We start from the raw sequence: 17,776 nt of genomic DNA, 5'->3' as shown, positions 1-17,776 counted from the left end.
TTACATTGATTACGATAATACCGGTATAGCGATGATGTTACGGTTGCGGATTGGCATTTATATCATTCGTCTAAGCTGTCTGAGCTTGTAATATATGACTTGCCAATTGGTGGAAATCCAGCAGACAAATGAGCCTAACGTGACCATTATCGCACCAATCCAAAAGGTAGACGATAATGTTGACTGTAAAATCCACATAGAAAGTACAGAAGAGAAAATTGGACTAAAATAGGATAAGGTGACTAAAAGGGTAATATTGCCTTGATTAATACCAATATTCCATGCGGCATAGCCCAAGCCAGTCACGATTGAAACCATCAGCATATAGATCATGATATGTGGATCAATATGTGGAATTTTACTAAATTGTTCTGGATGTAATAACCACATTTTAAGCCATAGCATTACAGTGATGACTATAAAGAAAAAAGCAATCGGATTATGGCCTGCACTATATTTTTTAGTGATTACACAATAAATAGACCATAAAATCGCACCAATAAAAGACAATAGATAACTGGCTGGATTGGTTTGAATATTGGCAATAACTGTCGATAGACTTATTTGTCCATTGCCAGTTTGAATATAAAACACCCCAGATAGACTAATCAATAAACCAATAATCACTAAAAAATTAAATTTGAGTTCTTTAAACACAATTAATAATACAATGGTCATGCTTGGCCATAGATAATTCACCAAGCTGATTTCAATTGCTTGTTGTGCTGTTTGTGCCAAGGCAATAGCATAAGAAAAACAAATTTCGTAGACGAGAAAAATTAACGTTGCCCCATACAGATAGTGACGTGGCATTTGTTTTAAATGAGGAATACGAAAGAGTAATAAGAGTAAAATTGTACTGAGGCTATACATAAATAATACGGCCAAGTCTGCACCAATACTAAAGCTGACTTTTTTCAGTAATCCCACAATGGATGACCATTGTAAAATGGCGCTAAAACCAATTAATGTGGCAATATTTTTGGTCATGTGTGCGGGATGCAAGGATAAGATACTTTAGTATAACGCCAAATATAATTTTAAATCAGAACAAATTTAGCTATTTTTATACAGTAAGTAGCTCAAAAAAACCTGCTTGATTTAATGCCAGCATCTATTGCCAGTTGTCAATCAAGCAGGGCAGTTTAATTGATTAAATTAACCAATTAATTGTTTCATTAACGCGTTGACTTGTGCTGGATTGGCTTTGCCACGAGAAGCTTTCATGACCTGACCAACGAGACCATTAAAGGCTTTATCTTTACCAGCTTTGTATTCTTCAACCATTTTTTCATTGGCTGCGAGTACTTCCTTAATGATTGCCTCAATTGCAGCAGTATCTGTTTCCTGTTTAAGGCCTTTTTCTGCAATAATTTCGTCTGCAGTTTTACCTTCTTCCCACATAAAACCAAATACTTGTTTTGCGATTTTACCGCTAATGGTATTGTCGACAATACGCGCAATCATTGCACCTAGTTGTTCTGCTTGAACAGGGGATTGATTTAATTCAAGTCCTGCCTTATTGAGTGCGCCAGAAAATTCACCCATAACCCAGTTGGCTGCAATTTTAGCTTGTGCTGCACCACCAGCAGCATGAACAACTGCTTCATAAAACTCTGACATTTCACGCGTCAGTGTTAAAACATGAGCATCATATTCGGTAATGGTAAAATCATTTACAAAACGTGCGCGGCGTGCAGCAGGGAGTTCTGGCATAGTCGCTTTGATGGCATCAATTTGTAGATCTGAAATGATGACCGGTAATAGATCTGGATCAGGAAAATAGCGATAATCATTTGCTTCTTCCTTAGAGCGCATGGAACGTGTTTCCATTTTGATCGGATCGAATAAACGTGTTTCCTGATCAATGCTACCATCCCACTCTAAAATTTCCATTTGACGTTCAATTTCAACATTAATGGCTTGTTCAATAAAACGGAATGAGTTGAGATTTTTTAATTCACAGCGTGTACCAAAAGGTTGACCAGGTCGACGCAAAGAAACATTACAGTCGGCACGGAAAGAACCTTCCGCCATATTCCCGTCAGAAATGCCTAACCAGCGTACTAAGCTATGAATTGCTTTAATATATGCTACAGCTTCAGCAACAGAGCGCATATCGGGTTCAGACACAATCTCAAGTAATGGTGTTCCAGCACGGTTTAAGTCAATACCAGACATACCCTCAAATTGATCATGAATGGATTTACCCGCATCCTCTTCGAGGTGTGCACGTGTAATACCAATACGTTTTACCGAGCCATCTTCTAGTTGAATATCAATATGACCTAAACCGACAATAGGATTGTCCATTTGACTAATTTGATAACCTTTAGGCGAATCTGGATAAAAGTAATTTTTACGTGCAAACACAGACGCTTGATCAATATAAGCATCGACACCTAAACCAAAGCGGATGGCAAGATCAACCACCTCCTGATTTAAGACAGGTAATACGCCAGGCATAGCCAAATCAACAAGACATGCCTGTGTATTTGGATCTTGACCAAATTCAGTTGATGCACCAGAGAAAATTTTAGAACGTGTCGCAAGTTGGGTATGAATTTCAATGCCAATGACCACTTCCCAACCATCAATCAGGTTAGATGTTGCTGTTGGATTTTTTTGTGCTTGAGCCATTATGCATTCTCCTCAGCGATTGCAGCACGTTTTGTATGCCAATTTGTGCTTTGTTGATACTGATGTATCACAGACAATAATTGTGCCTCAGACCAATATTGGCCAATCAGTTGTAAACCAATCGGTAATTGGTTTTGATCAAAACCAACCGGTGCATTAATGGCAGGTAAACCTGCAAGGTTCACAGCAATGGTATAAATATCGCCTAAATACATTTCAACTGGAGTTAAATTTGCTCCGATTTTATAGGCAGTCGTTGGTGCAGATGGTGCTGCAATGACATCGACTTGCTTAAATGCAGCTAAAAAGTCTTGTTGAATTAAGCGACGTACTTTTTGTGCTTTTACGTAGTATGCATCGTAATAGCCAGCAGATAGCGCATAGGTACCGATAAGAATACGACGTTGTACTTCTGTACCAAAGCCTTCTGAGCGTGAACGCTTGTATAAATCCATCAGATCCACTGGATTTTCACAGCGATAGCCATAGCGTACACCATCAAAACGTGACAAGTTAGAGGATGCCTCTGCTGGTGCGATTAAATAATAAGTTGGCACATAAGCTTCAGTCATGTGTAGATCTATTTCTACCAAGATTGCGCCCAGTTGCTCCAATTGTTTTAATGCTTCTTCAGTACGCGCCTTAACTTCTGCATTTAATCCGGTCACATTAAAATATTGTTTTGGAATACCAATACGTAAACCTTTGAGCGCAGTTGCATTGAGTTGCGCCACATAATCATCAACAGGCTGTTGTACTGAGGTTGAATCCTGAGCATCGTGACCAGCCATAACATTCATGAGATAAGCACAGTCTGCTGCAGAACGCGCCATTGGACCACCTTGATCTAAAGATGATGCATAGGCAATCATACCAAAACGAGAAACACGTCCATAGGTTGGTTTTAAACCGGTCAGTCCACAGAATGAGGCTGGTTGACGAATAGAACCACCGGTATCTGTACCTGTTGCAAAAGGTGCTAAATTTGCAGCAACAGCCGCAGCAGAACCACCAGAAGATCCTCCTGGAACATGATCAAGTGCCCAAGGGTTTTTGGTTGCACCAAAATAAGATGATTCAGAGGTTGAGCCCATGGCGAACTCATCCATGTTAACTTTACCTAAAGTCACCAAACCTGCAGCTTTGGCTTTTGCTACAACAGTTGCATCATATGGTGCAATAAAATTGTCTAATATTTTTGAACCCGCAGTGGTTTTTATTCCTTGAGTACAAAAAATATCTTTATGTGCAATTGGAATGCCTGTTAATGCAGTGGCATGACCTGCTTTTAGTGCTGCATCTGCTGCATCTGCTTCAGCCAGTGCTTGCTCGGCAGTCACAGTGACATACGATTTAATTTGTGTATCGAGTGTTTCGATACGTTTTAAGTAATGTTGTGTAAGTTCTCGTGATGAAAATTTAGCTTGTGCTAAACCTTCTGAGAGTTCACGAATAGATAAATGGTGTAAATCGGACATAATTAAAGATTCTTTGCCTATAACTGAAGATAAATAGTCTGAACGGAGTAAAAATTATTCAATTACACGTGGAACCAGATATAAGCCATCTTGAACAGCAGGAGCAATGGCTTGATATTCTTCACGATGGTTCTGTTCAGTCACACGATCTTGACGTAAGGGTTGAGGATGGTCGAATGGACTTTTTAACGGTTCAACATCATCGGTATTGATCGCTTTTAAAGTTTCCATCATGCCTAAAATTTTGTTGAGACTTTGAGCATATTCAGTAGATTGAGTATCATTTAATGACAAACGAGCAAGATGTGCAATTTGTGTTACAGTTTGTGCATTTAGACCTTCAGATTGCTCTGTATCTGATAAAGACATAACATCACCTAAATTCAATATAAAAAAAAATTAAAATATCGTACGTTATAATAAGCGATTGACTTGTTCAAATCATCACATTTAGTTAAAGTTACCGTTTGCGTCTACACAAAGATTAATAGAGAACGATTCCGTGATTCTAAAACGACTAATTGGCTTGTTTTCACCTGATTTAGCCATTGACTTAGGTACAGCAAATACACTTATTTATGCGCCAGGAAGAGGTATTATATTAAATGAACCTACCGTTGTGGCAATCAGACACAGTGGTTCTCAAAAAATCGTTGTCGCTGTAGGCCTTGACGCAAAGCAGATGTTAGGCCGTACCCCAGCGAATATTTCTGCAATCCGTCCAATGAAAGATGGTGTTATTGCAGATTTTGAAGTAACTGAAACCATGTTGAACCAATTTATTGGTAAAGTACATGAAAAACGTTTATTCCCACCTGCACCTCGTGTTGTGGTATGTGTGCCGTGTAAATCAACACTGGTTGAGCGCCGTGCGATTCGTGAAGCTGTCTATAATGCAGGTGCACGAGATGTACGTTTAATTGAAGAGCCTATGGCAGCAGCTATTGGTGCTGGCATGCCCGTTGAGCAAGCTTGTGGTTCAATGGTGGTCGATGTCGGTGGTGGTACCACGGAAATCGCCATTATTTCCTTACAAGGCTGTGTTTATGCAGATTCTCTACGTATTGGTGGAGATGTATTTGATGAGCAAATTATTAATTATGTGCGTAAAGCACATGGTTGTGTAATTGGTGAAACAACTGCAGAGAACATTAAAAAAGAAGTGGGTATGGCTTTGGTTGAAGAAGGTCAAACGCCACTAGAGATTGAAGTACGTGGGCGTAATTTGGCTGAGGGTGTACCACGTTCAATTACTGTAACTTCAGATGAAATTGCTCAGGCGATTTCAGATCCATTACAAAGTATTGTACAAGCCGTAAAATCAGCTTTAGAACAAACACCGCCTGAATTATCTTCAGATATTGCAGAACGCGGTATTGTTATTACCGGTGGTGGTGCATTATTACGTAATTTAGACAAACTGTTATCACAAGAAACAGGTTTGCCTGTTGTGGTTGCAGAAGAGCCTCTGACTTGTGTAACACGTGGTGGTGGTAAAGTACTAGAATTCTTTGACAATCCAAATCACGATATGCTGTTCGTTGGGTAACTAAAGGAAAAGATGGGTGCAAGCAAATCTGTTTTCCAGACAACCGCCATCTTTTCGCTCATTTGTTATTGCGGTGATTACATGTTTGGTCATATTGTTTTTTAACTACCGTATGCCACATGTGATTCAACCCGCAAGAGATGTCTTGTATACGGCTTATAATCCAATTTATACCGTTGCAAGCTATCCCGTACTTTCGAGAGAATGGTTAAGTCAACAAAGTAAGTCTGAAGCACAACTCAGACGTGAAAATACCGCTATGCGTGCAGAATTATCTCAAGCGAATGTTCGACTGCAAAAGTTGTCAGAACTTTCTGCAGAAAATACGCGTTTACGTGGTTTATTGGATACACCTTTAATTATTGATGGTCGTATGGAAATCGCTGAAGTGATTGGTACGGATCCCGATCCATTACGACATATTATTGTGATTAACCGTGGTGCCTTAAATCAATTAAAAGTGGGTCAAACCGTACTGGATGATAAAGGGATTGTCGGTCAAATTATTTCAGTTTCACCAAGAAGTAGTCGGGTGATGCTGTTATCAGACAAAGAACATGCATTATCTGTCTATCTAGAGCGTAGTGGTATGCGTGCAATTGTTTCTGGAACTGGCGATTTAGGTCTATTAAAAATGGAATATGTCCCAACCAGTGCAGATATTAAAGTCGGTGAAAAAGTTTATAGTTCTGGCTTAGGTGAGCATTTCCCTGCGGGTTATCTTGTGGGAACGGTAGCAAAAGTTCGTCGTCATAATTCTGGCGAATTTGCTCAAATTGATGTTATTCCTGCTGCAAAACTCGCGAGTGGGCATCATGTTGTGGTGTTGTATTCCAATTCTTTAGCGAAGGAGCAACCTTATGCTGATCGCTAAATTGGGTAATCGTTTAGGTGCTACACCCAATAGAGATCCGTTATTTCCGATTATTATTTCAGTTGTAATTGCTTCGGTTTTGACGGTTTATCCGCTCTCTTATGCGATTTCTGGATGGCGACCATGTTTTATGTTCATGGTGGTATTATTTTGGATTATGGGGCAGCCAACATGGTGTGGTGTATGGTTTGCATTTACCACAGGATTATTTACAGATTTATTAATTGATGCTCCATTAGGAATGAATGCCTTAAGTTTTGTTGTTATTACATTTATAGCACGTTATTTAACACGAGAACGCTATATAATGACCTTTAACAACTTATGGGTCATTACCATTTTGGCCTTAATTGCTTATTTAATGCTGACATTTTTAATGCAAGTCATGGGAGGAATTGCTTTTGTTTATACCCGACATGGGCAACCCTTGCTTAGTAGTATTCTGGTTTGGCCTGTAATGTATTATTTGTTAAAAAAATGGCGCATATAATTCTTGCTTCAAGCTCACCACGTCGTCGTGAGCTTTTATCACAATTAGGCCTGCAGTTTGAAATCTGTAGTCCTGATATTGATGAAACATTACATCCCAATGAGCAAGTTGAGCATTATGTTGAACGTTTGGCATCTCAAAAAGCAGAGGCTGTACTTAAACAGTTTCCAAATGCCATTGTACTTGCTGCGGATACCAGTGTAGCGATAGAGCAACATATTTTAGCAAAACCAGAATCAAAGCAACATGCATTTGCAATGTGGTCTTTACTTTCTGGACGTCAGCATCATGTATATTCTGGTGTATGTGTGCGGACAAAACAACAAAAGCACAGTATAGTCGTTTCAACTGCGGTTGAATTTCAAAAGATGACTGCCAATGATATGGAAGATTATTGGGCAACAGGTGAGCCAATCGGTAAAGCAGGGGCTTACGCTATTCAAGGCATAGCAGCACGTTATATTCCTCGAATTCAGGGGAGTTATAGTAATGTTGTTGGATTACCACTTTTTGAAACAGTACAGTTATTACAGACAGTTAAGGCATTAAATTAACTGCTGAACAGAATTTTTATAATGTTTTGAGTTTTATTATGTCTGACGAATTATTGATTAATGTGACACCTATGGAGTGTCGGGTTGCATTAATCCAAAATGGTACAGTCAATGAGTTATTTGTTGAACGTACTGCAAAACGTGGTTTGGTAGGTAATATTTACAAAGGTAAGGTCGTACGGGTTTTACCGGGGATGCAAGCTGCATTTGTTGATATTGGTCTATCACGTACTGCTTTCCTACATATCAATGATATGGTTTGGCCACGCCATCAGCCTACACCGAATGTCTTTGATCTTTTACAACCGGGACAAATTCTCAGTGTTCAGGTGATGAAAGATATGCTGGGTACGAAAGGTGCCCGTTTAAGTACAGATCTTTCCATTCCTTCGCGTTATTTGGTGTTAATGCCCTTTGGTAATCATTTGGGTGTTTCACAGCGAATTGAATCTGAAGAAGAACGAGAACGTTTACGTAAGATTATTGAAAAGATTCAAACGCAGCATAAGTTACCCGGATCAGTAATTGTTAGAACAGCCGCAGATGGTGTGGATGAAGATGCATTAGCACAAGATATGACCTATCTGGTCAAGCTATGGGAATATATTCAACGTACCCAGCAATTGATTACTGCTCCAGCACTTGTTTTTGAAGAATTACCATTACCACAGCGCATTATTCGTGATCTTGCCAGTGAAGATACAGCAAAAATTTTAGTCGATTCACGTGAAATTTATGGCAAATTAAAAGAATTTGTTAAAGAATTTGTACCCATGATGCAAGATCGGCTGATACATTATCCAGGTGAGCGGCCAATTTTTGATTTATATAATGTTGAAGAGGATATTCAAAAAGCATTACAAACGCGGGTTGCATTAAAATCTGGTGGCTATTTGATGATTGATCAAACTGAGGCCATGGCAACCATTGATGTGAATACTGGCTCTTATGTCGGTGGCCGCTCCTTGGAAGATACAGTTTTTAAAACCAATATGGAAGCCACTAAGGTAATTGCACGCCAACTCAGATTAAGAAACTTAGGTGGTATTATTATTATTGATTTTATTGATATGCAAGAATCACATCATCGTGAAGAGGTGTTAACACAATTTGAACGTATGCTAGAACGTGATCATGCAAAAACTAAGATTACGCAAGTTTCTGAACTTGGTTTGGTTGAAATGACACGAAAAAGAACACGTGAATCTTTAGAGCATTTATTGTGTGAATCTTGCCAAACATGTCAAGGGCGTGGTTTTGTAAAAACAGCAGAGTCAATATGTTACGAAATCTTTCGTGAAATTATGCGATATGCACGTGCATATGAGTCACAGAGCGGCTTTACTGTTGTTGCACATCCGCAAGTGATTGATCGGTTGCTCACCGTAGAGGCCAGTTCTGTTGCTGATTTAGAACATTTTCTTAACCGTGTAATTAAATTTCAAGTAGAAAATTTATACACGCAAGAGCAATACGATATCATTTTAAGTTGAAATTGTAACAGAATATCGTTAACCAGTTGTTACAACTGAAATTTTACTTTTATTCTGAAATTTACAATACTACATTGACTAGCTAATGAAGGACACGTGTTAGATGTCTAAGCCAAGAGGTGCAAAGATGAATGTAAGTAATGTTGTAATTCAAGATAGCGTAAAAGCATTAGAAGGCCAGAATACCCATCAGGCTTATTTGGTCAATGCTGAAGGTAAAGAAGTGCAAATCACAACAGCAATGGTGACGACAGTGTGTCATCAACTGCTCAAGCAATGTCGTAATATTAAAAACTAAAGGGCTGAATTCAGCCCTTTAGTTTCAATCTTAATAAGCTAGAGTGATGATGATTCAGCCGTGGTCATAATCGTTTCAAATTGTTGAATTTCATCTTCTAAGTAAATAAGCAGGTTCTGCATTTTAGGCAATATATCGCGACAGGCGATCAAGCCAACTTCAAGTTTATCGAGATAACTGGTCATCGTGATATTCAATGCTTGACCATCAAGTACAATCGAAGCAGGGTATAAGGCGTCGAGTTTGGCACCATTCCAATATAAGGGTTCACGTGGACCAGGTACGTTAGAAATCACCAGATTAAATGCTTGTCGTTGTGGCATTAAACCAGAAAGAATATTCAGGCCGGCCAAACTGTACACAAAAGCACTATAACTGAGAATCTGATTGGCACTCATACGCCTAAATTTTTGTTTTGCATTTAATACACTACGATGAATCGTCATCAAACGTGCTAATGGGTCAGTCTGATTGGTGGCTAAATTGGCCAGAATCATAGTAATACGGTTGGAGACATCCGAATCATCCTCACGTATTGATGCTGGAATCATTGCAATTAAAGGTTTTTCCGGTAAAGCATCATGCAGGATCAGATATTGACGTAGTGCTCCAGAACAAATGGCCAAAATGACATCATTGAGTGTGACATTAAAATTTTTAGCAATTTTTTTTAGTCGTGCTAACTCAAAAGATTGTGCAGCAAAGCGACGAGATGAACTTACTCGTTGATTTAAAAGGGTGACAGGTGCTTGGAAGCTGGAAACATAATCAGGATTACGCCCCATATCTTTAATCATGGTTTGTGATAATTCATACAGTGCGCGAGGCGTGGATGCCAACTGACTTTTAATCCCTGTCATCATGTTATGTAAACGATGTTTTTTAGGATGTGGTGCAGAATGAGTTTGCACACACCACGGTGGTACAATACTTTTACGATGTGGGTCATGTGCAAGTGATTTTTCAACCAAACGCATACCGGCAATACCATCGACCATTGCATGATGAATTTTAAAGTATAATGCAAAACGATGCCCTTCAATCCCTTCAATTAAATTACAGGTCCATAGCGGCTTGGCACGATCAAGTAATGAGCTATGTTCTTGTGAAATATAAGTAAATAATTCACGAATACGACCGGGTTTAGGTAGCGCAATATGGCGAAAATGATGATCTAAATCAAACTCCTCATCTTCATCCCAAAATAGTCCATTTAATTTATTGTTAAAAGGAGGGACAGGAATTGATTTGCTTTGTCTAATTTCACTCACGAGATCTTGAATAAATGAAGCAGGTGCATGAGCTGGAATTTGAAATAAAAAAAGTCCACCTACATGCATAGGTTGCTGTCTTTTTTCCAATGAAAGAAAAATAAAGTCAATTGGATGTAATGGACGCATAATCTTTATTGCCTCATTGCAAAAATTTGCTACTCCATTATGAGTGGCCATATTGAGATAAAAGTTAAGGGTTGCTGCTAAATTATAAACACTTTCCTGATCAAATATAGCGGATGATCCAGATTTATAAAAATATTTGTTGCTCATAACAGGATAAAGTTAAATTCTTCAACTTTTTATTCATAAAATTATCGATTAGCTTTGAATGCCTTATTGTTGATTTAAAAGTAAGGGGACTAGGAATATGTGGTTGATCAGTTGGCTTTAACTATGCAGTGCAGATGGCGTTGTTATAATCTATCAAACAGATCAATAGTATAGAGATTAATTCTATACTATTGATTATATTGAGCATAACACGCAGTTTTTTAAGGCGGTGAGAATGTCAAATTGTTGTGTCACGATAATACTGATCGATTATTTTAAATTACCTGCATGTAAGCCACATTCTTTATGGGTTGCTTCTTCCCACCACCAGCGTCCTTCACGTTCATGTTGATTGGGTAATACTGGGCGTGTACAAGGTTCACAGCCAATGGAAATAAAACCTTTTTCATGTAAGGGATTAAAGGGAATTTCCATCATACGAATATAGTTCCATACATCAGCACTTGACCAGTTTGCCAAAGGATTATATTTGATCAATTGGCGATTTGGTCCTGAAAAACCCTGATCAAGTTGAATCACTGGAATTTCATGACGTGTACCTGGGCTTTGATCTTTACGTTGACCAGTAATCCAGCCATCTAAGGTGGCTAATTTTTTACGTAAAGGTTGTACTTTACGAATTCCACAGCACTCTTGATGATTATCTTGATAAAAGCTAAATAAACCTTTTTCTGTTACCAGTTTTTCTACTGCGGTTGTTTCTGGAAAACAGATTTCAATTTCAATATTGTAGTGTTGGCGGACTTTTTCTATAAATTGATAGGTTTCTTGATGTAGGCGTCCAGTATCTAGACTAAAAACGCGGAAAGGTTTTCCTAAATGAGATGCCATATCAATCAGTACAACATCTTCAGCCCCCGAAAATGAAATAGCAATTTCACCTGTTTGATTGAGTGCAAGTTGTAAGATTTCGTTTGGCGATTTTGTTGCATACTCAGCAGCGAGTGCATCAATCATATCAATGGTTGGAATAGTGGTCATGAGAGTCCTGGCAAATAGGCTTGGCAATAAAAACCTATATTAAATAGTTTGCTGACTATTTTAATAGAATTGCTAAATAGTACTTAGCATTAAAAAATAAAACGATATGAAAAAAATAGATTTAAAAAAATAGCAATGCAAATCACTATTCTTCAGATATGATAGGACAGTTTTTTAATTGTGATATTTGGGAGTATCCATGGAAATTGTTTGTCTTGACTTAGAAGGTGTATTGGTTCCAGAAATTTGGATTAATTTTGCAAAAAAAACAGGAATTAAAGAGTTAGAAGCAACCACGCGTGATATTCCTGACTATGATGTATTGATGACTCAGCGTTTAAATATCTTAAAGCAACATGGCTTAGGATTAAATGATATTCAAGCGGTTATTGCTGATATGGGGCCATTTGAAGGGGCAAAAGAGTTTGTTGAATGGGTTCGTACTCATTTTCAACTGATTATTCTTTCTGATACTTTTTATGAATTTGCACATCCATTAATGCAACAGTTGGGTTGGCCAACTATTTTCTGTCATAAATTAGAAACAGATGATCAAGGCATGATCAAAGCTTATAAATTACGTCAGCCAGACCAAAAGCGTAAAGCCGTACAAGCATTGCATGGTTTAAACTTCCGTGTGATTGCTGCTGGTGATTCATATAATGATACCACTATGTTGGGTGAAGCTGATGCAGGTTTCTTGTTTGATGCACCAGACAATGTGATTGCAGAATTTCCACAGTTCCCAGCCATTCATGGTTATGCTGCATTAAAAGAAGCTATTCGCCAAGCTTCGGTACGCGATATTCCTGCATAATCGATTGCTTTTAAAATCAAAAAGGCGCTCTGGAATAGGGCGCCTTTTTAATTTTTGTTTCTGTCCTGTTCTGAAATAAGTTTACATATTGCAGACTTATTTTATGAAACATGAACAAAGCCAACGCATTAAACGTATTTAAAGCTTAGAAGCGATAACCGATCTTGACGCTATAACCAAGGGCGTGGTTATTTTCAAAATAACCTTTGACGGTTCCACCGGTTTGACCCTCTGCATCACCGAGCCAAAAATATTTCATTCCCGCTTGAATAAAATAATCTGGTGCTGGACTATATTGCCCACCTAGGCCTACACTCCAGTAACCTTCTGTTGGACCAAGAACAGTCACAGGATTACCTGCACCAGAATCCCAGCCAACTAAAGCAGTACCTGCCCATTGGTCATTAAATTTATGTGCAAGACCGGTACTAATTGAATATTGGTCTTTACTATATGAGATGAGATCTTGGCGTATTTTAGTTAATTTTTCAGTGGTATCACCTAATATTTGTGGACTAACAACAAATTGATCCCAATGTACCCAGCGCATATTGGCAAAGGCCAACGTGTTTTGTGTAATTCCTGTTTGTAAATCAATATTAACCGATTGTGGAGTGACTGCTTGTAAAGATGTTACAAATGAACCAAACCTAGGATGACTTTCTGTAGACTGAGCGTTATGTTTAATTTCAGAGCGATATGTTATAGACGCTTTAAGGGCAATTTCCGGAATTTGGTAGGCCGCACCAGCCACCCAACCATAAGCTTCTTTTTCCTTAACATCAATATTATAACCACTCAGGCTACTATAGGCATCACCACGTAAAGCAATATCAGCTTTAACTGTTTGCCAGACGGGTCCTGCATAGACATTCCAGTTTTCAGTCGGTTGATAACCAATTAAAGCAGTTAAATTATTGGTACGAACTTTAACACGGGTCCCTTCTGTTGCAGTCGCAAAATCTGAACCATCTACTGCATATTGAGCATCAGCACCATAAGGTTGATCATATAAAAGACCGACAGAAATTTGATCTGTGGCTTGAACTTTAATGGCTGCAGTCGGAAAGCTATAACTTTTTCCCATGTCACCAACCGCATTATTGCTCTTATCTTGTCCTTGAACGTTTGGATCTAATACATGATAACTGGCTTCAGCATAATTACCTGGTTGTAAAAATGCCGCAATAGATTGACCAGAACGGTCTAAACCTGCCGCAATGGCAGAGAGTGGAAGAGTGCTTAAACACAGCACAATTGATAAATTTTTCAGCTTCATGGTGTCCCTGATGCTATTTTTAACCAAAATGTGCTGGAAAGCTAACATAAATAAAAAAAGAGTAAATACTCTGTTTTGCTTTTAAAACACGATTTAGATCACAAATTTAGCAAAAAATAGAGTAAAAAATCTAAAAAAATAAAATTACTATTTTAAAATGAATAAGTTAATTAGAGTTTTTACTTTATAAAAGTGAAATGGAAAGCATGATCTGATTGCTGAAAAAAACAGCAATGGTCAGTGGTCTTATGGCACGATCGGGATAAGAAATCATGAGGTGTTCAGCGTAGATAGAAAAAATGCCAATGATTGGCATCATTGGCATTTTGTTACGTTGTGGGTATGAAGTGATTAGAAGCGATAGCCAATTTTCATCATATAACCCAAAGCATGGTTTTTATCGAAGGTTGCCACGTAATTAGAGGTTCCTGCTTGTGCGCCGGTTTGTGCTTTGGCATCACCTAGCCAGAAGTAACGTACCCCAGCTTGAATAAAGTAATCTTTCGCCGGACTATACTGTCCCCCTAAACCTAAGCTCCAATAGCCTTTGGTTGGTCCAAGGGTGGTGACTGGATTCCCTGCGCCAGAATCCCAGCCAATCGAGAAATTACCGGCCCATTGATCGGTAAATTTACGACCAAGACCTGTGGAAATAGACCATTGATCTTTAGAGTATTCAACTAGATTAAAACCATTTGGCTTGCCGACCAAGGAACCAACGATTTGAGACGCAGCACCAAATTTATATGGTTGAATCGCAAAGTCTTTCCAATGTACCCAGCGTATATTAGCAAAAGCAACGGTATCTTCCATAATTCCAGTTTGGAAATCAAAGTTTACCGATTGTGGTGTTGATAATTTTGTTGTTCCTGATGCATTGTTTGCAGCAGCTAAACCTTTGATAGCATTAGCTATTTTAAGTTGTTCTGCGGGAGGTAAATTTCCAATTTTATTTGATAATTCAGGTAAAGCGGCAAGTAATGAATCTGCTAATGCTAAATTTTCATCTGCGTTAAAGCTATAATCGATTTTTGAACGATAGGTTAATGAGGCTTTAAGGGCAATTTCAGGAATTTGGTATGCTAAACCTGCGAGCCAACCCCAATCGCCATTTTCTTTAATATGGGCATCATAGCCATTATAGGCACTATAAGCTGAACCACGTAAACTGACATCTGCTTTAATGGTTTGGTAGACTGGGCCTGCATAAAAATTCCAATTTGCGTTCGGTTGATAACCCATTAAAAATGAAAAGCTTTGGGTATCTACCTTAACGGATGTTGCACCTTCAGGAATTGGTAGTCCCTTCTTTTCTAATAAATCTGTGGTTATAGAGGGGAGTGAACTTAAAATAATATCTTGGTTTGATGCTACAAAAGCATTTTCACCTTTATATTGTGCTTTGGCACCAAAAGGTTGGTCATAAAGAAAACCAACAGAAAATTGATCATTAACTTGAAATTTTAATGCTGCCCCAGGGAAATAGTAATCACTACCCATATTGTCAATATTGTCACCACCCAAAGCGGAGATTTCTTGTCCGGTCACGGTTGGATCTAAAACAGAAATCCCTGCTTCAAAATAATTACCTGGCTGTAAAAAAGCAGAAATTGGTTGACCAGAACGATCCATGGCTGCTGCAAAAGCACCCGTCATGGGTATTGTCGCTAGAATCATTGCGGTGCTAAGAGTTGTTAGTTTCATTCTTCATGTTCCCTTGAGATGCAAAGTTATCATCACTTTGTGCTATTACTTTTATGTGTGATTTGGAGATATTATTTCGTTACTTGAAATTATCGTATGCTCCATGTGCTCAAAATACCATAATTGCAATAAGAGTAAATGCTCTAAAGGTGAATGCTTAGTTTAAAAAACAGGCAAATGGCATATAAAGGCGATCTGATAAATTGAAAATTCTCAATGAAAGCTTAAATTTCAAATGCTTATTTAATTGATGTAAGGAAATAAAAAAAAAGATAAATTTTTTGCTTAAACAGTATTTTTTTTTATTTTGACCAAATCATTGCAAAATGACAGTAAATTGACTGTTATGTTCACCAGATCGTAGCAGAATTAATTTACAAAGGATGATCTGTTATTGATTGACTGAATGATAGTTTGTCTTGCCTAAAATATAATATGCATTGATCAGATTGATGATCAAAATAGAGGATGAGGTACTGAGTCTAATGGCGAAATATGATTGATGATCGATTTAATTTTTAGGATTTAAAGGCCAATCGATGACTAAAAGCTCACCATATTTACCAGAGCGTTTAAGATAAATCATCATTTTGTGATCAGGATGGTGCGCCCTGCGGGACTAGAAACATGAATTTAAGTTACTGTATTATATCGTTTATTTTTAAGTAAAAAATAATGATACCGTTATATATACCGCTAAAAGAATAAGTCCTAATAAAATTAAAGCCTCAATTAAGAGGCTCTAGGTTGAGTGTAATGTTGTTTAATCCAATCGTCAATTTCTTCTTCATTCCATCTAGCAAGCTGTCTTTTCCCATTGCCAAATAATACAGAAGAAGGGAAGTAGCCACTTTTGATCCAGTTATATATAGTCGGCTTTGAAATATTAACTTTTTCGACAACTTGCTCAATATTCAAGAGTCTTAAACTCATTCAACTAATCTCCTTCAAACTCTCAACCACACCTTCAGGCAAACTTTCCGCTGCTTTAGTCATTGCCTGATCAAAACCGCCATTAGCGATAAATGCATCCATCGGATTATTTAGATCCAGCATGTGAGCATCTGTTTTACAAACAGGGCAGTCACGCACTTCAACTTTAATATTGCATTTATGGCACTGGAAATTATTAGTCATGGGTTGGTTCCACAGAGTTAAATAATTCTTTCATTCGAGCGTATGTTCTTGGTGCTGAACGTTGCGGAATTTCTTCTTTTAATAACACTTCCAACTCATCCCAATGCTCGACTAGTACAGACCACTCCTTAGAAACATTTTTCATTAAAGATAAGTGTGATCGAAACGTTGGCACAGCTTCAAGAAGTCCAATACAACGCTTAAAATCACTTGGATCTCTGGGATGAAAATAAGTCGCCCACCCATTACCACTTACAGGACCACCATTAAGTATTGTTGCCATTAGGCACTCGCTTGACATGCCTGTATTCCCGTTTAGTAGCCAATGCATAGCTTGTTTAATTTCATTCATTGGGTAAATCCTTGCAACTAAAGCTGGGGTTTATTTGTATTGAAATTAAACATTTATGGAAAGGTTTATCAGCATCTTCAGATTCATATAAATGAAATTCCAAAGGCCATGTAGATTCCCAGCCATCATGGTTATCGTAATAATCTTCAGCACAATCATCTGCAAAAACAAAAGCATTTCTTGAAATATATTCAACATCAGTGTCGTGTTTAAGCTTGATCGAATACCTACTAGCATCACAATGATCTGGAACAACGTAGAAAATTGATTTCATCCCACTTGCTCCATTTCAATTACATCATCTGTAAAATCACGAGAACCAGGAGTAGCGAATTTTTCAGTCGTGCCATATTCCTCTTGTAAATATGCATTAAAAAATTCAGATTTATTCATCACACGAAATCCATCTGGTAAAGCTTCTTCCGCTTTCTTAAATATGGCTTCAAGTGTAGAGCGAGTAGGGTATTGACCAACTGGAAGCGACATAGTTACTACAGCTTGCTGTTCAGTTTTTTCTTCAACAGCATAAACTTTCATTTCAATTTGAATTGGTGCATTCATT

General features: G+C 38.1%; 20 protein-coding genes. 7 read left to right on the top strand and 13 right to left on the bottom strand.

The window, feature by feature from the left end; all coding sequences use genetic code 11:
* Nucleotides 1-57 precede the first annotated feature (57 nt).
* From yddG to gatC, 4 genes are all read right to left on the bottom strand, one after another.
* Complete coding sequence (gene yddG / locus QSG86_RS15490) at nucleotides 58-990, bottom strand: aromatic amino acid DMT transporter YddG (protein WP_317032318.1); 933 nt, start codon at nucleotides 988-990, stop codon at nucleotides 58-60.
* 168 nt (nucleotides 991-1,158) lie between these two features.
* The gene (gene gatB, locus QSG86_RS15485; RefSeq protein ID WP_317032317.1) at nucleotides 1,159-2,640 is read right to left on the bottom strand and encodes an Asp-tRNA(Asn)/Glu-tRNA(Gln) amidotransferase subunit GatB; all 1,482 of its coding nucleotides are present in this window, start codon (nucleotides 2,638-2,640) and stop codon (nucleotides 1,159-1,161) included.
* The gene (gene gatA / locus QSG86_RS15480) at nucleotides 2,640-4,118 is read right to left on the bottom strand and encodes an Asp-tRNA(Asn)/Glu-tRNA(Gln) amidotransferase subunit GatA (RefSeq protein ID WP_317032316.1); all 1,479 of its coding nucleotides are present in this window, start codon (nucleotides 4,116-4,118) and stop codon (nucleotides 2,640-2,642) included. Before gatA ends, gatB begins: the two co-directional genes overlap by 1 nt.
* A 54-nt stretch (nucleotides 4,119-4,172) precedes the next feature.
* Nucleotides 4,173-4,487: an Asp-tRNA(Asn)/Glu-tRNA(Gln) amidotransferase subunit GatC gene (gatC, locus tag QSG86_RS15475; protein ID WP_317032315.1), complete on the bottom strand. Its 315-nt coding sequence runs from the start codon at nucleotides 4,485-4,487 to the stop codon at nucleotides 4,173-4,175.
* A gap of 133 nt (nucleotides 4,488-4,620) precedes the next feature.
* Between gatC and QSG86_RS15470 the strand changes: the two genes are divergently transcribed.
* From QSG86_RS15470 to QSG86_RS15445, 6 genes are all read left to right on the top strand, one after another.
* On the top strand, nucleotides 4,621-5,667 hold the full coding sequence (locus QSG86_RS15470) for a rod shape-determining protein (RefSeq protein WP_317032314.1): 1,047 nt from the start codon (nucleotides 4,621-4,623) through the stop codon (nucleotides 5,665-5,667).
* 16 nt (nucleotides 5,668-5,683) lie between these two features.
* Entirely contained in the window at nucleotides 5,684-6,541 is an 858-nt protein-coding gene (gene mreC, locus QSG86_RS15465; protein WP_317032313.1) for a rod shape-determining protein MreC, read from the top strand.
* Nucleotides 6,528-7,031, top strand: coding sequence for a rod shape-determining protein MreD (gene mreD, locus QSG86_RS15460; RefSeq protein WP_317032312.1), 504 nt, complete (start codon nucleotides 6,528-6,530; stop codon nucleotides 7,029-7,031). Before mreC ends, mreD begins: the two co-directional genes overlap by 14 nt.
* On the top strand, nucleotides 7,019-7,585 hold the full coding sequence (locus QSG86_RS15455; protein WP_317032311.1) for a Maf family nucleotide pyrophosphatase: 567 nt from the start codon (nucleotides 7,019-7,021) through the stop codon (nucleotides 7,583-7,585). The genes mreD and QSG86_RS15455 overlap by 13 nt, the downstream gene beginning before the upstream one ends.
* A 38-nt stretch (nucleotides 7,586-7,623) precedes the next feature.
* Complete coding sequence (rng, locus tag QSG86_RS15450) at nucleotides 7,624-9,078, top strand: ribonuclease G (RefSeq protein ID WP_317032310.1); 1,455 nt, start codon at nucleotides 7,624-7,626, stop codon at nucleotides 9,076-9,078.
* A gap of 127 nt (nucleotides 9,079-9,205) precedes the next feature.
* Nucleotides 9,206-9,376, top strand: a complete 171-nt coding sequence (locus tag QSG86_RS15445; protein ID WP_317032609.1) for a PA1571 family protein — start codon at nucleotides 9,206-9,208, stop codon at nucleotides 9,374-9,376.
* A 38-nt stretch (nucleotides 9,377-9,414) separates the two neighbouring features.
* On the opposite strand, the gene QSG86_RS15440 is transcribed toward QSG86_RS15445, so the two are convergent.
* Both QSG86_RS15440 and QSG86_RS15435 read right to left on the bottom strand, forming a co-directional pair.
* Nucleotides 9,415-10,776 carry a wax ester/triacylglycerol synthase family O-acyltransferase gene (locus tag QSG86_RS15440; RefSeq protein WP_317032309.1) on the bottom strand — a complete coding sequence of 454 codons (1,362 nt, stop codon included), beginning with the start codon at nucleotides 10,774-10,776 and terminating at the stop codon, nucleotides 9,415-9,417.
* A 417-nt stretch (nucleotides 10,777-11,193) separates the two neighbouring features.
* Nucleotides 11,194-11,925, bottom strand: a complete 732-nt coding sequence (locus QSG86_RS15435; protein WP_317032308.1) for a phosphoadenylyl-sulfate reductase — start codon at nucleotides 11,923-11,925, stop codon at nucleotides 11,194-11,196.
* A 199-nt stretch (nucleotides 11,926-12,124) separates the two neighbouring features.
* Here QSG86_RS15435 and thrH point away from each other — a divergent pair, with 199 nt between their 5' ends.
* A complete protein-coding gene (gene thrH / locus QSG86_RS15430; RefSeq protein ID WP_317032307.1) occupies nucleotides 12,125-12,742 on the top strand; it encodes a bifunctional phosphoserine phosphatase/homoserine phosphotransferase ThrH in 618 nt (205 codons plus the stop codon).
* Nucleotides 12,743-12,887: 145 nt separating this feature from the next.
* Here thrH and QSG86_RS15425 read toward each other — a convergent pair whose 3' ends face one another.
* The 7 genes from QSG86_RS15425 to QSG86_RS15395 all read right to left on the bottom strand — a co-directional run bounded on the left by QSG86_RS15425 (nucleotide 12,888) and on the right by QSG86_RS15395 (nucleotide 17,775).
* On the bottom strand, nucleotides 12,888-14,021 hold the full coding sequence (locus QSG86_RS15425) for an outer membrane protein transport protein (protein WP_317032306.1): 1,134 nt from the start codon (nucleotides 14,019-14,021) through the stop codon (nucleotides 12,888-12,890).
* Nucleotides 14,022-14,372: 351 nt separating this feature from the next.
* Nucleotides 14,373-15,725, bottom strand: coding sequence for an OmpP1/FadL family transporter (locus tag QSG86_RS15420; protein ID WP_317032305.1), 1,353 nt, complete (start codon nucleotides 15,723-15,725; stop codon nucleotides 14,373-14,375).
* A gap of 732 nt (nucleotides 15,726-16,457) precedes the next feature.
* Nucleotides 16,458-16,658: a helix-turn-helix transcriptional regulator gene (locus QSG86_RS15415; RefSeq protein WP_317032304.1), complete on the bottom strand. Its 201-nt coding sequence runs from the start codon at nucleotides 16,656-16,658 to the stop codon at nucleotides 16,458-16,460.
* The gene (locus QSG86_RS15410) at nucleotides 16,659-16,862 is read right to left on the bottom strand and encodes a hypothetical protein (protein WP_317032303.1); all 204 of its coding nucleotides are present in this window, start codon (nucleotides 16,860-16,862) and stop codon (nucleotides 16,659-16,661) included.
* Nucleotides 16,855-17,163: a hypothetical protein gene (locus QSG86_RS15405; RefSeq protein ID WP_317032302.1), complete on the bottom strand. Its 309-nt coding sequence runs from the start codon at nucleotides 17,161-17,163 to the stop codon at nucleotides 16,855-16,857. The genes QSG86_RS15410 and QSG86_RS15405 overlap by 8 nt, the downstream gene beginning before the upstream one ends.
* Before the next feature lie 43 nt (nucleotides 17,164-17,206).
* Complete coding sequence (locus tag QSG86_RS15400; RefSeq protein ID WP_317032301.1) at nucleotides 17,207-17,488, bottom strand: hypothetical protein; 282 nt, start codon at nucleotides 17,486-17,488, stop codon at nucleotides 17,207-17,209.
* Complete coding sequence (locus tag QSG86_RS15395) at nucleotides 17,485-17,775, bottom strand: hypothetical protein (RefSeq protein ID WP_317032300.1); 291 nt, start codon at nucleotides 17,773-17,775, stop codon at nucleotides 17,485-17,487. Before QSG86_RS15395 ends, QSG86_RS15400 begins: the two co-directional genes overlap by 4 nt.
* Nucleotide 17,776 lies beyond the last annotated feature (1 nt).

It is taken from the genome of Acinetobacter sp. SAAs474 (assembly GCF_032823475.1).
GTDB lineage: Bacteria > Pseudomonadota > Gammaproteobacteria > Pseudomonadales > Moraxellaceae > Acinetobacter.
This window is presented reverse-complemented; position numbering and strand designations above follow the sequence as displayed.

Coding starts and splice junctions, on each gene's coding strand:
- QSG86_RS15445 (WP_317032609.1), top strand. CDS start 9,206: ATGAATGTAAGTAATGTTGTAATTCAAGATAGCGTAAAAGCATTAGAA.
- thrH (WP_317032307.1), top strand. CDS start 12,125: ATGGAAATTGTTTGTCTTGACTTAGAAGGTGTATTGGTTCCAGAAATT.
- gatB (WP_317032317.1), bottom strand. CDS start 2,640: ATGGCTCAAGCACAAAAAAATCCAACAGCAACATCTAACCTGATTGAT.
- gatC (WP_317032315.1), bottom strand. CDS start 4,487: ATGTCTTTATCAGATACAGAGCAATCTGAAGGTCTAAATGCACAAACT.
- QSG86_RS15440 (WP_317032309.1), bottom strand. CDS start 10,776: ATGCGTCCATTACATCCAATTGACTTTATTTTTCTTTCATTGGAAAAA.
- rng (WP_317032310.1), top strand. CDS start 7,624: ATGTCTGACGAATTATTGATTAATGTGACACCTATGGAGTGTCGGGTT.
- QSG86_RS15425 (WP_317032306.1), bottom strand. CDS start 14,021: ATGAAGCTGAAAAATTTATCAATTGTGCTGTGTTTAAGCACTCTTCCA.
- QSG86_RS15415 (WP_317032304.1), bottom strand. CDS start 16,658: ATGAGTTTAAGACTCTTGAATATTGAGCAAGTTGTCGAAAAAGTTAAT.
- QSG86_RS15455 (WP_317032311.1), top strand. CDS start 7,019: ATGGCGCATATAATTCTTGCTTCAAGCTCACCACGTCGTCGTGAGCTT.
- yddG (WP_317032318.1), bottom strand. CDS start 990: ATGACCAAAAATATTGCCACATTAATTGGTTTTAGCGCCATTTTACAA.
- QSG86_RS15410 (WP_317032303.1), bottom strand. CDS start 16,862: ATGACTAATAATTTCCAGTGCCATAAATGCAATATTAAAGTTGAAGTG.
- QSG86_RS15405 (WP_317032302.1), bottom strand. CDS start 17,163: ATGTCAAGCGAGTGCCTAATGGCAACAATACTTAATGGTGGTCCTGTA.
- gatA (WP_317032316.1), bottom strand. CDS start 4,118: ATGTCCGATTTACACCATTTATCTATTCGTGAACTCTCAGAAGGTTTA.
- QSG86_RS15400 (WP_317032301.1), bottom strand. CDS start 17,488: ATGAAATCAATTTTCTACGTTGTTCCAGATCATTGTGATGCTAGTAGG.
- mreD (WP_317032312.1), top strand. CDS start 6,528: ATGCTGATCGCTAAATTGGGTAATCGTTTAGGTGCTACACCCAATAGA.
- QSG86_RS15435 (WP_317032308.1), bottom strand. CDS start 11,925: ATGACCACTATTCCAACCATTGATATGATTGATGCACTCGCTGCTGAG.
- QSG86_RS15420 (WP_317032305.1), bottom strand. CDS start 15,725: ATGAAACTAACAACTCTTAGCACCGCAATGATTCTAGCGACAATACCC.
- QSG86_RS15395 (WP_317032300.1), bottom strand. CDS start 17,775: ATGAATGCACCAATTCAAATTGAAATGAAAGTTTATGCTGTTGAAGAA.